Annotated in this window: 16 protein-coding genes; 1 reads left to right on the top strand and 15 read right to left on the bottom strand. The window is 62.5% G+C overall.

The features are described 5' to 3' along the window. Position 1: 1 nt before the first annotated feature. Genes rplP through rpsJ form a run of 9 tightly spaced genes read right to left on the bottom strand, consistent with a single transcriptional unit; the run spans position 2 to position 4,723 of the window. Positions 2 to 418, bottom strand: a complete 417-nt coding sequence (gene rplP, locus E7Y32_RS09265) for a 50S ribosomal protein L16 (protein ID WP_056737809.1) — start codon at positions 416 to 418, stop codon at positions 2 to 4. Next, positions 419 to 1,252, bottom strand: coding sequence for a 30S ribosomal protein S3 (gene rpsC, locus E7Y32_RS09260; protein WP_146336867.1), 834 nt, complete (start codon positions 1,250 to 1,252; stop codon positions 419 to 421). Continuing rightward, entirely contained in the window at positions 1,253 to 1,618 is a 366-nt protein-coding gene (rplV, locus tag E7Y32_RS09255) for a 50S ribosomal protein L22 (RefSeq protein WP_003803798.1), read from the bottom strand. Positions 1,619 to 1,656: 38 nt separating this feature from the next. Then, on the bottom strand, positions 1,657 to 1,938 hold the full coding sequence (gene rpsS, locus E7Y32_RS09250) for a 30S ribosomal protein S19 (RefSeq protein ID WP_018773666.1): 282 nt from the start codon (positions 1,936 to 1,938) through the stop codon (positions 1,657 to 1,659). A gap of 12 nt (positions 1,939 to 1,950) precedes the next feature. Next, positions 1,951 to 2,790 carry a 50S ribosomal protein L2 gene (gene rplB / locus E7Y32_RS09245; protein WP_024366131.1) on the bottom strand — a complete coding sequence of 280 codons (840 nt, stop codon included), beginning with the start codon at positions 2,788 to 2,790 and terminating at the stop codon, positions 1,951 to 1,953. Positions 2,791 to 2,819: 29 nt separating this feature from the next. Then, complete coding sequence (gene rplW, locus E7Y32_RS09240) at positions 2,820 to 3,125, bottom strand: 50S ribosomal protein L23 (protein WP_018773664.1); 306 nt, start codon at positions 3,123 to 3,125, stop codon at positions 2,820 to 2,822. Continuing rightward, entirely contained in the window at positions 3,122 to 3,742 is a 621-nt protein-coding gene (rplD, locus tag E7Y32_RS09235; RefSeq protein WP_138768569.1) for a 50S ribosomal protein L4, read from the bottom strand. Before rplD ends, rplW begins: the two co-directional genes overlap by 4 nt. Before the next feature lie 4 nt (positions 3,743 to 3,746). Beyond that, on the bottom strand, positions 3,747 to 4,397 hold the full coding sequence (rplC, locus tag E7Y32_RS09230; RefSeq protein WP_003803812.1) for a 50S ribosomal protein L3: 651 nt from the start codon (positions 4,395 to 4,397) through the stop codon (positions 3,747 to 3,749). A 17-nt stretch (positions 4,398 to 4,414) separates the two neighbouring features. Next, positions 4,415 to 4,723: a 30S ribosomal protein S10 gene (gene rpsJ / locus E7Y32_RS09225; protein WP_003803825.1), complete on the bottom strand. Its 309-nt coding sequence runs from the start codon at positions 4,721 to 4,723 to the stop codon at positions 4,415 to 4,417. Between the two features lie 435 nt (positions 4,724 to 5,158). Here rpsJ and E7Y32_RS09220 point away from each other — a divergent pair, with 435 nt between their 5' ends. Further along, the gene (locus tag E7Y32_RS09220) at positions 5,159 to 6,613 is read left to right on the top strand and encodes a GH1 family beta-glucosidase (protein ID WP_146336866.1); all 1,455 of its coding nucleotides are present in this window, start codon (positions 5,159 to 5,161) and stop codon (positions 6,611 to 6,613) included. A 138-nt stretch (positions 6,614 to 6,751) separates the two neighbouring features. Here E7Y32_RS09220 and E7Y32_RS09215 read toward each other — a convergent pair whose 3' ends face one another. The 6 genes from E7Y32_RS09215 to rpsL all read right to left on the bottom strand — a co-directional run bounded on the left by E7Y32_RS09215 (position 6,752) and on the right by rpsL (position 12,279). Next, positions 6,752 to 7,471, bottom strand: coding sequence for a hypothetical protein (locus tag E7Y32_RS09215; protein WP_146336865.1), 720 nt, complete (start codon positions 7,469 to 7,471; stop codon positions 6,752 to 6,754). A gap of 55 nt (positions 7,472 to 7,526) precedes the next feature. Continuing rightward, the gene (locus tag E7Y32_RS16405) at positions 7,527 to 7,652 is read right to left on the bottom strand and encodes a hypothetical protein (protein WP_261382393.1); all 126 of its coding nucleotides are present in this window, start codon (positions 7,650 to 7,652) and stop codon (positions 7,527 to 7,529) included. 143 nt (positions 7,653 to 7,795) lie between these two features. Beyond that, positions 7,796 to 8,986 carry an elongation factor Tu gene (gene tuf / locus E7Y32_RS09210; RefSeq protein WP_138768567.1) on the bottom strand — a complete coding sequence of 397 codons (1,191 nt, stop codon included), beginning with the start codon at positions 8,984 to 8,986 and terminating at the stop codon, positions 7,796 to 7,798. A gap of 262 nt (positions 8,987 to 9,248) precedes the next feature. Further along, positions 9,249 to 11,363: an elongation factor G gene (gene fusA, locus E7Y32_RS09205; protein WP_146336864.1), complete on the bottom strand. Its 2,115-nt coding sequence runs from the start codon at positions 11,361 to 11,363 to the stop codon at positions 9,249 to 9,251. Between the two features lie 69 nt (positions 11,364 to 11,432). After that, positions 11,433 to 11,903 (bottom strand): 30S ribosomal protein S7, encoded by a 471-nt coding sequence (rpsG, locus tag E7Y32_RS09200; protein WP_026531948.1) that lies wholly within the window; start codon positions 11,901 to 11,903, stop codon positions 11,433 to 11,435. A gap of 1 nt (position 11,904) precedes the next feature. Next, positions 11,905 to 12,279: a 30S ribosomal protein S12 gene (rpsL, locus tag E7Y32_RS09195; RefSeq protein WP_011692814.1), complete on the bottom strand. Its 375-nt coding sequence runs from the start codon at positions 12,277 to 12,279 to the stop codon at positions 11,905 to 11,907. Positions 12,280 to 12,526: the final 247 nt, after the last annotated feature.

Raw genomic sequence — 12,526 nt, 5'->3', positions numbered from 1 at the left:
TCTATTCACCACCTTCGCGACGCACAATGCGTGCCTTCAACGGGAGCTTGTGGATTGCCAGGCGCAGTGCCTCGCGAGCTACCTCTTCATTAACACCGGAGAGTTCGAAGAGAACCCGGCCCGGCTTGACGTTTGAGACCCACCATTCCGGAGAACCCTTACCGGAACCCATGCGGGTTTCGGCCGGCTTCTTCGTCAGCGGACGGTCCGGGTAGATGTTGATCCAGACCTTGCCGCCACGCTTGATGTGGCGGGTCATCGCGATACGGGCAGACTCGATCTGACGGTTGGTGACGTATGCCGGGCTCAGAGCCTGGATACCCCACTCACCGAACGAGACCTCGGTGCCGCCCGTAGCAGCGCCGGAACGACCCGGGTGGTGCTGCTTACGGTGCTTGACTCGACGTGGGATAAGCATTTAAGCCTGTCCTCCTTCTACTGCAGCAGGTGCAGCCTCAACTGCCGGAGCGTCGGCAGCAGGAGCTGCGTCGGCGGCCGGACGGTCGTTACGACGACGGCGGTCACCACGGTCGGCGCCACCCGGGCGGCCCGGACGATCGCCGGCACCGCGGCCGCGGGACGGAGCAGCAGCTGCCTGCTGAGCCAGTTCCTTGGCGGTGACGTCACCCTTGTAGATCCAGACCTTCACGCCGATGCGGCCGAAGGTGGTCTTGGCCTCGTAGAAGCCGTAGTCGATGTTCGCGCGGAGGGTGTGCAGGGGCACGCGGCCTTCGCGGTAGAACTCCGAGCGGGACATTTCTGCGCCGCCCAGTCGACCCGAGCAAGCGATCCGGATGCCCTTGGCACCAGCGCGCTGTGCGGACTGCATTGCCTTCTTCATCGCACGGCGGAAAGCCACGCGGGAAGTCAGCTGCTCTGCAACGCCCTGGGCAACAAGCTGTGCTTCCATCTCGGGGTTCTTGACCTCGAGGATGTTCAGCTGAACCTGCTTGCCGGTGAGCTTTTCGAGCTCGCCGCGGATGCGGTCTGCCTCGGCGCCGCGGCGGCCGATGACGATGCCCGGACGTGCCGTGTGGATATCCACGCGGACACGGTCGCGGGTGCGCTCGATCTCAACCTTGGCGATGCCGGCGCGCTCCATGCCCGTGGACATGAGCTGGCGGATACGGATGTCTTCGCGAACGAAGTCCTTGTACCGCTGGCCGGACTTGGTGCTGTCGGCGAACCAGTGCGATACGTGATCGGTGGTGATACCGAGTCGGAACCCGTGCGGGTTAACTTTCTGTCCCACTTAGCGAGCCTCCTCTTTCTCCGGGGTAGCGACTACCACGGTGATGTGGCTCGTGCGCTTCTTGATCTGAAATGCACGACCCTGGGCACGCGGCTGGAACCGCTTCATGGTCGGGCCTTCATCAACAAACGCTTCGCTGATGATGAGGTCACCTTCGTCAAACGCCACGCCGTCGCGGTCCGCGAGGACCCGGGCGTTGGAGATTGCCGACTGAACTACCTTGAATACCGGCTCCGAAGCTGCCTGCGGGGCAAACTTCAGAATTGCCAGAGCCTCGTTCGCTTGCTTACCACGAACAAGGTTGACGACGCGCCGGGCCTTCATAGGCGTTACGCGGATGTGACGCGCAATTGCCTTGGCTTCCATTGCTTTCCTTCTCTCGTCTTTGACGTAAGTGCAGGCGCCTAGCGGCGCTTGCCCTTACGGTCGTCCTTGACATGGCCGCGGAATGTCCGCGTGGGAGCGAATTCGCCGAGCTTGTGCCCGACCATCGACTCAGTGACAAACACCGGGATGTGCTTGCGTCCGTCGTGCACGGCGATCGTGTGGCCGAGCATGTCGGGGACGATCATCGAACGGCGGGACCAGGTCTTGATGACGTTCTTGGTGCCCTTTTCGTTTTCCCTGGCTACCTTCACAAAGAGGTGCTGGTCAACGAAAGGACCTTTTTTCAGGCTGCGTGGCATGTGTCCAGGCTCCTATCGCTTGTTCTTGCCAGTACGACGGCGACGAACAATAAGCTTGTCGCTCTCTTTGTTGGGACGGCGGGTGCGGCCTTCGCGCTTACCGTTCGGGTTGACGGGGTGACGTCCACCGGACGTCTTACCCTCGCCACCACCATGCGGGTGGTCGACCGGGTTCATCGCGACACCACGGACGGTCGGGCGGACGCCCTTCCAGCGCATACGGCCGGCCTTGCCCCAGTTGATGTTCGACTGCTCGGCGTTGCCGACCTCGCCGACGGTTGCGCGGCAGCGCACGTCAACGTTGCGGATTTCGCCGGAAGGCAGACGCAGCTGGGCGAAACGGCCTTCCTTTGCTACGAGCTGGATCGATGCGCCGGCGGAGCGGCCCATCTTGGCGCCGCCACCCGGACGCAGTTCAACTGCGTGGATTACGGTACCGACCGGGATGTTGCGCAGCGGCAGGTTGTTGCCGGGCTTGATGTCAGCGTCGGCACCTGCTTCCACGGTGTCACCCTGGGCCAGCTTGTTCGGGGCGATGATGTAACGCTTGGTGCCATCAACGTAGTGCAGGAGGGCGATGCGAGCCGTGCGGTTCGGATCGTACTCGATTTCGGCAACGCGGGCGTTGACGCCGTCCTTGTCGTGGCGACGGAAGTCGATCAGACGGTACTGGCGCTTGTGGCCACCACCCTTGTGACGGGTCGTGATCTTACCGGTGTTGTTACGGCCACCCTTTTTCGGGAGGGGACGTACCAACGACTTTTCCGGCGTCGACCGCGTGATTTCGGTGAAGTCCGCTACGCTCGAGCCACGACGGCCCGGGGTAGTCGGCTTGTATTTACGGATTCCCATAATTTATTTCCTCGTTAAAGTGGTCTCCGCTACGAGAGCGGACCGCCGAAGATGTCGATAGTGCCTTCTTTGAGGCTCACAATGGCACGCTTGGTGTTCTTGCGGGTACCCCATCCGAATTTGGTGCGCTTGCGCTTACCGGCACGGTTGATGGTGTTGATCGATTCGACCTTGACGGAGAAAATCTTCTCCACGGCCAGCTTGATCTCGGTCTTGTTCGAGCGGGGGTCCACCAGGAAGGTGTACTTGCCCTCGTCGATCAGGCCGTAGCTCTTTTCCGAAACGACGGGTGCAAGCACGACGTCGCGCGGGTCTTTGATGGTGGCTGCGCTCACTTGGCATCCTCCTCGTTCTTTGCAGCCTTGTCAGCAACGAATGCTTCGTAGGCAGCCTTGGTGAAGACTACGTCGTCAGAAACGAGCACGTCGTAGGTGTTCAGCTGGTCTGCGTACAGAACGTGAACATCCTGGAGGTTGCGCACGGAGAGTGCAGCAACATCGTTGGCGCGGTCGATGACAACGAGCAGGTTCTTGCGCTCGGAGACGCCACGCAGCGTTGCCAGTGCTTCACGGGAGGACGGCTTGGTGCCGGCGACCAGTTCAGCAACGACGTGGATGCGGCCGTTACGGGCGCGGTCAGAGAGAGCGCCGCGCAGGGCAGCAGCAATCATCTTCTTGGGGGTGCGCTGGCTGTAGTCACGCGGCGTCGGGCCGTGGACGATGCCACCACCGGTCATGTGAGGAGCACGGATGGAACCCTGACGGGCGCGGCCGGTGCCCTTCTGCTTGAACGGCTTGCGACCTGCACCGGAAACCTCGGCGCGGGTCTTGGTCTTGTGGGTACCCTGGCGAGCAGCAGCGAGCTGTGCAACGACGACCTGGTGCAGCAGCGGCACGTTGGTCTGTACGTCGAAGATCTCTGCGGGCAGGTCAACCTTGACAGTGCTAGTCATTGAACTAGGCTCCCTTCACGGCGGTGCGTACGAGTACGACCTGGCCGCGGGCGCCGGGGACGGCACCCTTGATCAGGAGCAGCGACTTCTCGACGTCAACCGCGTGGACCGTGAGGTTCAGCGTGGTGTGACGAACGGCGCCCATGCGGCCGGCCATTTTCATGCCCTTGAAGACGCGGCTCGGGGTGGATGCTCCACCGATAGAACCGGGCTTACGGTGGTTCTTGTGGGCACCGTGGGAAGCTCCAACGCCGTGGAAGCCGTGGCGCTTCATAACACCGGCGAAGCCCTTACCCTTGGTGGTGCCAACGACGTCGATCTTCTGGCCGGCTTCGAAGAGCTCAACGGAGAGCTCCTGGCCCAGCTCGTAAGAGTCAGCATCTGCGGTGCGCAGTTCTACGACGTGGCGGCGAGGCGTGACGCCTGCCTTTTCAAAGTGACCAGCCAGCGGCTTGGTGACCTTGCGGGGATCGATCTGGCCGTAGCCGATCTGAACGGCGACGTAGCCATCAGTTTCTGCGTTGCGCAGCTGCGTGATGACGTTCGAGTCTGCCTGGACCACAGTGACGGGGATGAGCTTGTTGTTCTCGTCCCAGACCTGGGTCATGCCGAGCTTCGTGCCCAGCAGGCCCTTTACGTTACGGGTTGCGGTCATAGTCTCTCAGCACCTCCCTACAGCTTGATTTCGATGTTCACGTCGGCCGGCAGGTCGAGACGCATGAGCGAATCAACAGCCTTGGGCGTGGGATCGATGATGTCGATAAGACGCTTGTGCGTGCGCATTTCAAAGTGCTCGCGGCTGTCCTTGTACTTGTGCGGAGAGCGGATTACGCAGTAAACGTTCTTCTCCGTCGGCAGCGGCACGGGGCCGACTACAGTTGCGCCTGCGCGCGTGACCGTCTCAACGATCTTCCGTGCTGAAACGTCAATGACCTCGTGGTCGTATGACTTCAGCCGGATGCGGATTTTTTGTCCCGCCATGTCGCCTGACTCTCTTTCAGTAAATGCTGCTCTGTTTACTTACCTGTTGTGCGGCTGCCGAAGCATTTGAAGTCGTAACTACCACCCGCCGCACAAGCTGAATCCGGATAAATCCGGGTTCCTCAACCTGCCGGCGCAACCGACCCCCGCGGTCGGGCGTGTCGCGCTTTGCACGCGTACTCGTCCGCAATTCCTTGGGAGGTGGGTTATGTTTGGGCTCTTACCTGGACCCTGACACCCGGCATTATCCGGATCGGGACGCGAAAGAGCGCTTGAACAACTCATCTAGTATGCCGGAATTAATCGGCAGAAGCGAATCAGCGCCCTCCGTCACCCCCGCGGGCCCGGGCGCGGCACCGTGCCGGTCTCCCTTGCCGGGCGCCGGGAGCGTCCCGGTCATTGCCTTCAGCAACGGTCGATACGAAGATAGGGGGCATGACCGTGCAGGATTCCCCAGCAGTGCAGGATCTCGCCGCAAAGCTGCGGCCCGGCTTTATGCTCGGGGTGGCCTCCGCCGCCTTCCAGATCGAGGGCGCCCTCGCGGCGGGCGGCCGCGGGCCCTCGGGCTGGGACGCGTTTGCCGAGAAGCCCGGCAGCATCCAGGACGGCCACTCCCCCGCCGTCGCCTGCGACCATTACAACCGCTCGGACGAGGACGTCCGGCTGATGCGCGAGCTGGGCATCGACTCTTACCGCTTCTCGATCTCCTGGCCACGGATCCAGCCCGACGGCACGGGCCCCTTCAACGCCGAGGGCCTCGATTTCTACGACCGGCTGATCGACCGGCTCCTCGAGGCCGGCATCTCCCCAATGGCCACCCTGTACCACTGGGACACCCCGCTTCCGCTCGAACACCGGGGCGGCTGGATGAACCGCACGACGGCGGAGCGCTTCGCCGAGTACAGTGCGGCCGCCGGCGTCCGCTTCGGCGACAGGGTGACCCAGTGGGTGACCCTGAACGAACCCGCTTCGGTCACGCTCAACGGCTACGCCCTCGGCGTCCACGCCCCCGGCCACGACCTGCTCTTCGACGCCCTGCCCTCCGTTCACCACCAGCTCCTGGCCCACGGCCTCGCGGTGCAGGCACTGCGGGCTGCCGGGGTCAGCGGCGCCGTCGGCGTCACCAACCTGCACTCACCCGTCCGCCCGGCGTCGGGCTCCGTCACCGACCGGCTGCTGGCGAAGGTGTTCGACCTGGCACTGAACCGCATTTACGCCGACCCTATCCTGCTGGGAAGCTACCCGAAGCCCCCGCTGGTGGCCCGCCCGTGGTTCCGCTCCCTCGGCAGGATCTCCGACGCAGATCTGCGCAACATCCACCAGCCGCTGGACTTCTACGGCCTGAACTACTACTACCCGGTGAAGGTCGCCACCGGCCGCGGGCCCGCGGACAGCCCGGTGGGACCGGCCGACGCGATGGTGCGGCTGCCGTTCCACATGGCCGCGTTCCAGGAGTACGGGACCACCGGCTTCGGCTGGCCCGTTGCCCCCGACCATCTGGGCCCGCTGCTGCGCGAAATGAAGGACCGCTACGGCGAGGCGCTGCCACCGCTGTACATCACCGAGAGCGGAGCCAGCTTCCCCGAACCGGACCACGTGGACGGGCCGATCACGGACACGGCCCGGATCAACTACCTCGCCGACCACCTCGGCCATGCCCTGGCCGCCACCGCGCCCGGCGGGATAGCCGACGACGTCGAACTTCTGGGCTATTACGTCTGGACGCTGATGGACAACTTCGAATGGGCCGCAGGCTACTCCCAGCGCTTCGGCCTGGTGCACGTCGATTTCGAGACCCAGGAGCGGACCCCGAAGGAATCGTTCTACTGGTACCAGGCGCTCAGCCGGGCCAGGCAGGCTCCGGGAACGTCCAGGGGTGAATCCGTCTAACGGCTCGACTCCAGCCGGACTCGGGTAAAGAGCGTAGCACTGCGCTCCTCTCCTTCCAGCTTCCACCCCGGTTCAGTCCGCAGCCTGGTGGCGAGCCCGGTGCCGGGCGAGACCAGCACGCAATCAGCCCTGACAGTTTCACCGCAAGGTCCCCGTCGCCGCTCTCGATGAAGCCTGCGAGTCTGGCAACCCGGTCGGCGCCGTACAAGTCGTTTCGCGAGTCCAATGAAACTTTGACATCCTGGCGCTCATGGCCACACCCAGCAAGGAAGCGGCATGCAAATTTACCCAAACCACTGACAGCGCGCCAAGGGCACCGAGCTGCCTGAACGAAGGACTCGCGAGCAGGCGCTGCAACACGAAGACGAGGAGCAGTACGGCCACGTAGTCCACCAGGTGCGGTCGGGCCGAGAGCCAGGAGATCAGCAGCGGCGAGACCAGCACAAGGATCCACCCGGAAACGGCCGGCGCGGCGTTGAGGCCCCGGGCCAAAACCAACGTCAGGACCGCAACCGCAGTGGCCAACCCGCAGCACGCCAGTGCAACCAACACTAAGCCGCCCGTTCGGAAGGCTAGAGCCAACAGCACGTCAAAACCCCACGAGTTCAGCGTCCAGCTTTCGCCGGCGGCTGTCCACGAAAACGGATCAACGGTGGGAATTCTCCGGTCGTCCATGATGACAATTCCGGCGCGGATCTGCCAAAGGGTGTCCGACTCACTGAAGATTTCAGCCCGGGCCAGCGATAACGGCACGAAGGCAAGGCCTGCAAGGAACCACGCCCTCAGGGGATTTTCACCTGGACGGATGGAGCCGGAGACGCCATGACTCCGTCTCTCGGCTGTCTTCGCTTCGGCCATAGCAGGTACCCTACCCGACATCATTAACCTGACAGGGAACCAGCCGACCGCACCGCTACCGGTTCTTGTTGGCGCGGTTGATGCGCTTCGCGCGCTCGATCTCGTGGCGGAAATGCTTCTTGACCCACAAGCCGCCTGCGACGACGGCAACGATAACTACGAGGAAAATGATCCACTCCATGGCGGACTCCGTTCTGTCTGATTAACTCTTCTCCGGCAACCGTAGCAGGGACTTAAACAGAACAGCCCCGCTGCAGTGCAGCGGGGCTGTTCCTACCATCCGGCGTTGCGGCCGGCAGGCTTCAAGCTCTGATCAGCAAGTAGTTACTTGATGATCTTGGTGACGCGTCCCGAACCAACGGTGCGTCCGCCTTCGCGGATAGCGAAGCCGAGGCCCTCTTCCATTGCGATCGGCTGGATGAGCGCAACGGTCATCTCAGTGTTGTCGCCGGGCATAACCATTTCCGTGCCTTCCGGCAGGGTGATAACGCCGGTTACGTCCGTGGTGCGGAAGTAGAACTGCGGGCGGTAGTTGGAGTAGAACGGGTTGTGACGTCCGCCTTCGTCCTTGGAGAGGATGTAAACGTTGGCCTCGAAGTCGGTGTGCGGGGTGATGGAACCCGGCTTGACGACAACCTGGCCACGCTCGACATCGTCGCGCTTCAGACCGCGGAGCAGCAGGCCACAGTTCTCGCCGGCCCATGCTTCGTCGAGCTGCTTGTGGAACATCTCGATACCGGTAACCGTGGTCTTCTGGACCGGGCGGATGCCGACGATCTCGACCTCGGAGTTGATGGCGAGGGTTCCACGCTCGGCGCGGCCCGTAACAACGGTGCCACGGCCTGTGATCGTGAAGACGTCTTCGATCGGCATCAGGAAGGGCTTGTCACGGTCACGTACGGGGTCCGGAACGGACTCGTCGACGGCTTCCATGAGGTCCTCGATGGACTTGACCCACTCCGGGTCGCCTTCCAGGGCCTTGAGGCCCGAAACGCGGATGACCGGGGCGTTGTCGCCATCGAAGCCCTGCGAGCTGAGCAGCTCACGAACTTCCATTTCGACGAGGTCGAGGAGTTCCTCGTCCTCAACCATGTCGGCCTTGTTCAGCGCGACCAGCAGGTAGGGAACGCCAACCTGGCGGGCGAGCAGAACGTGCTCACGGGTCTGAGCCATCGGGCCGTCAGTAGCGGCAACCACGAGGATCGCGCCGTCCATCTGAGCAGCACCGGTGATCATGTTCTTGATGTAGTCAGCGTGACCCGGAGCGTCTACGTGTGCGTAGTGGCGCTTCTCGGTCTGGTACTCAACGTGGGAGATGTTGATGGTAATGCCGCGCTGACGCTCTTCGGGAGCAGAGTCAATCGACGCGAAGTCACGCTTCTCGTTGAGAGTCGGGTACTTGTCGTACAGCACCTTGGAAATGGCGGCCGTCAGCGTCGTCTTACCGTGGTCAACGTGACCAATGGTACCGATGTTAACGTGCGGCTTAGTCCGCTCGAACTTTGCCTTTGCCACAGGTTCCTCCTAGAACGTTTTCAAATGACTTACCCTTCGTCCGCGCTTGTCGCGGCCGAAACTCCAGCAAGTCTACTTGGGGGGCTTTGGATTGGTGAAATTGCTGATTCAGGAACTAATACTAGTGCCTAGTGCCTGTTCGTGCTGGCGGCCGGATTGACCGGATTGCATCCGACCGGAAACCGGCCGCCAGCACCAGGTGGATCCCCTGTTGAGGGAGCGCACCCGAGTTCGTGTCGCTGCTGCGTGAAATCCCGGAGGACTACTCGCCGCGGCTCTTCTGGATGATCTCGTCGGCAACTGCCTTCGGGACCTCCGCGTAGCTGTTGAACGTCATGGAGTACACAGCGCGGCCCTGGGTCTTCGAACGCAGGTCGCCGATGTAGCCGAACATGCCGGACAGCGGAACGTGCGCACGGATGACCTTGACGCCCTGGGCATCTTCCATGGACTGCATCTGGCCACGGCGGGAGTTGAGGTCACCGATAACTTCACCCATGTATTCCTCAGGGGTGCGGACCTCGACATCCATCAGCGGTTCGAGCAGGACAGGGTTCGCCTTGCGTGCGGCTTCCTTGAAAGCCATACGGCCGGCGATCTTGAACGCCATTTCCGAGGAGTCAACATCGTGGTACGCGCCGTCAATCAGCGTGGCCTTGATGCCGACAACCGGGTAGCCGGCCAGGACGCCGTCGTTCAGCGCATCCTGGATACCGGCATCAACGGACGGGATGTATTCGCGCGGAACGCGGCCACCGGTGACCTTGTTCTCGAACTCGTACATCTCGCCTTCGGACGTGTCCAGCGGCTCGATCGCGATCTGGATCTTTGCGAACTGGCCCGAACCGCCGGTCTGCTTCTTGTGCGTGTAGTCGTGACGCTCGACAGCGCGCTTGATGGTTTCGCGGTAGGCAACCTGGGGCTTGCCCACGTTTGCCTCGACCTTGAACTCGCGGCGCATGCGGTCCACCAGGATGTCCAGGTGGAGCTCGCCCATGCCGGCGATGATGGTCTGGCCGGTGTCTTCGTTGAGGGAGACCTGGAAGGTCGGGTCCTCAGCGGAGAGCTTCTGGATGGCCGTGGAGAGCTTCTCCTGGTCACCCTTGGTGTTCGGCTCGATCGCAACCGAGATCACGGGCTCCGGGAAGCTCATGGACTCGAGGACGATCTGGTTGGATGCGTCGCAGAGGGTGTCGCCCGTAGTGGTGTCCTTCAGGCCGATCGCTGCGTAGATGTGGCCTGCGGTAGCGCCGTCGACCGGCATTTCCTTGTTGGCGTGCATCTGGAACAGCTTGCCGATGCGCTCCTTCTTGCCCTTGGTGGAGTTGACCACCTGTGCGCCTGCTTCCACGTGACCGGAGTACACGCGGATGAAGGTGAGCTGGCCGAAGAAGGGGTGCGCGGCGATCTTGAACGCCAGTGCGGAGAACGGCTCGTCAGCGGAAGGCTTACGGGTCAGTTCCTTCTCTTCGTCGCGAGGATCGTGACCGATCATCGGGGGGACGTCGAGCGGGTTCGGCAGGTAGTCCACGACGGCGTCGAGCATCGGCTGCACGCCGCGGTTCTTGAACGCGGAGCCACAGAAGACCGGGTAGAGCTCGGAGTTGATCGTCATCTTGCGGATGCCGGCCTTGAGCTCGTCGATCGAGATCTCTTCGCCCTCGAGGTACTTCTCCATGAGATCTTCGGAGGACTCTGCAACGGTCTCGACGAGCGTTGCGCGGTACTCTTCGGCCTTTTCCTTGAGGTCAGCCGGGATCTCCTGGATCTCGTACTTGGCACCCATGGTGACGTCACCCTTGGAGTCGCCGGGCCAGACCAGTGCACGCATGTAGAGCAGGTCGACGACGCCGATGAAATCGTTCTCGGCGCCGATCGGCAGCTGCATGACGAGCGGCTTGGCACCGAGGCGGCTAATGATGGTGTCGACGGTGAAGTAGAAGTCAGCGCCGAGCTTGTCCATCTTGTTGACGAAGCAGATGCGGGGCACGTTGTACTTGTCGGCCTGGCGCCACACAGTCTCGGACTGCGGCTCCACACCTTCCTTGCCGTCGAACACGGCGACTGCACCGTCGAGGACGCGCAGGGAGCGCTCAACCTCAACCGTGAAGTCCACGTGGCCGGGGGTGTCAATGATGTTGATCTGGTTGTTTTCCCAGAAGCAGGTCACGGCGGCAGACGTGATAGTGATGCCGCGTTCCTTCTCCTGTTCCATCCAGTCGGTGGTCGACGCGCCGTCGTGCGTTTCGCCGATCTTGTGGTTCACACCCGTGTAGAACAGGATGCGCTCGGTAGTGGTGGTCTTGCCGGCATCAATGTGGGCCATGATGCCGATATTGCGGACCTTGCTAAGGTCGGTAAGCACGTCCTGTGCCACGGTGTCTCCCTTTCGGATGGACTGCACGTTCGCCGCCGGCTCGGGTGAGCCGGCGGCGTCCGGGAAGTATTACCAGCGGTAGTGTGCGAAGGCCTTGTTGGACTCGGCCATCTTGTGGGTGTCTTCGCGACGCTTCACAGCGGCTCCGAGACCGTTCGAGGCATCCAGGATTTCGTTCTGGAGGCGCTCGGTCATCGTCTTTTCGCGGCGGGCCTTGGAGTAGCCGACCAGCCAGCGGAGGGCGAGGGCCGTGGAACGGCCCGGCTTGACCTCGACGGGAACCTGGTAGGTGGCGCCACCGACGCGGCGGGAGCGGACCTCGAGGGAAGGCTTGACGTTGTCCATGGCCTTCTTGAGGGCTGCAACCGGGTCGCCGCCGGACTTGGCGCGTGCGCCTTCGAGTGCACCGTAGACGATGCGCTCTGCGGTGGACTTCTTGCCGTCAACCAGCACCTTGTTGATCAGCTGCGTGACCAGCGGGGAGCCGTAAACGGGATCTAGTACTAGCGGCCGCTTGGGGGCCGGACCCTTGCGAGGCATATTACTTCTTCTCCATCTTTGCGCCGTAGCGGCTGCGTGCCTGCTTACGGTTCTTCACACCCTGGGTATCGAGGGCGCCACGGACGATCTTGTAACGGACACCCGGGAGGTCCTTAACACGGCCGCCACGGACGAGCACAATGGAGTGCTCCTGCAGGTTGTGGCCAACACCAGGGATGTAGGCGGTGACTTCAACGCCGCCGTTGAGGCGCACACGTGCAACCTTACGCAGAGCCGAGTTCGGCTTCTTCGGGGTCGTGGTGTACACGCGGGTGCAAACACCGCGGCGCATCGGGCTGCCGTTAAGCGCGGGAGCCTTGGTCTTCTTGACCTTAGGCGTGCGGCCCTTGCGGACCAGCTGGTTAATCGTAGGCACTCTCGTGTTCTCCGTTTTATCCGGAGCGGCCGTTGGCAGCCGCTCTCTTGTCGCTGCGCCCCGCCGCTCGAGCTTTGAAGTTCTCTCCAGAGCAGCTGAGGCGAAGCCTTAATAGTCGGACCGCACGCCCGGGCTCCGGACTTTCATCCTGAATGGCCCCTAGGCATGCGAAAATGTGGCATACGTTGCACAAGAACCCTGCAAACCGGAAACGTCGTCCTGGTCCAGCCTCACGGCTGCAACCGGC

It is taken from the genome of Arthrobacter sp. UKPF54-2 (assembly GCF_007858535.1).
In the GTDB taxonomy this organism is placed as follows: domain Bacteria; phylum Actinomycetota; class Actinomycetes; order Actinomycetales; family Micrococcaceae; genus Arthrobacter.
This window is presented reverse-complemented; position numbering and strand designations above follow the sequence as displayed.

Excerpts from the sequence above, each read along its gene's own strand:
- E7Y32_RS09215 (WP_146336865.1), bottom strand. The coding sequence starts at position 7,471 with ATGGCCGAAGCGAAGACAGCCGAGAGACGGAGTCATGGCGTCTCCGGC.
- rpsJ (WP_003803825.1), bottom strand. The coding sequence starts at position 4,723 with ATGGCGGGACAAAAAATCCGCATCCGGCTGAAGTCATACGACCACGAG.
- rplD (WP_138768569.1), bottom strand. The coding sequence starts at position 3,742 with ATGACTAGCACTGTCAAGGTTGACCTGCCCGCAGAGATCTTCGACGTA.
- rplP (WP_056737809.1), bottom strand. The coding sequence starts at position 418 with ATGCTTATCCCACGTCGAGTCAAGCACCGTAAGCAGCACCACCCGGGT.
- rplC (WP_003803812.1), bottom strand. The coding sequence starts at position 4,397 with ATGACCGCAACCCGTAACGTAAAGGGCCTGCTGGGCACGAAGCTCGGC.
- E7Y32_RS09220 (WP_146336866.1), top strand. The coding sequence starts at position 5,159 with ATGACCGTGCAGGATTCCCCAGCAGTGCAGGATCTCGCCGCAAAGCTG.
- rplB (WP_024366131.1), bottom strand. The coding sequence starts at position 2,790 with ATGGGAATCCGTAAATACAAGCCGACTACCCCGGGCCGTCGTGGCTCG.
- E7Y32_RS16405 (WP_261382393.1), bottom strand. The coding sequence starts at position 7,652 with ATGGAGTGGATCATTTTCCTCGTAGTTATCGTTGCCGTCGTCGCAGGC.
- rpsS (WP_018773666.1), bottom strand. The coding sequence starts at position 1,938 with ATGCCACGCAGCCTGAAAAAAGGTCCTTTCGTTGACCAGCACCTCTTT.
- rplV (WP_003803798.1), bottom strand. The coding sequence starts at position 1,618 with ATGGAAGCCAAGGCAATTGCGCGTCACATCCGCGTAACGCCTATGAAG.
- rpsG (WP_026531948.1), bottom strand. The coding sequence starts at position 11,903 with ATGCCTCGCAAGGGTCCGGCCCCCAAGCGGCCGCTAGTACTAGATCCC.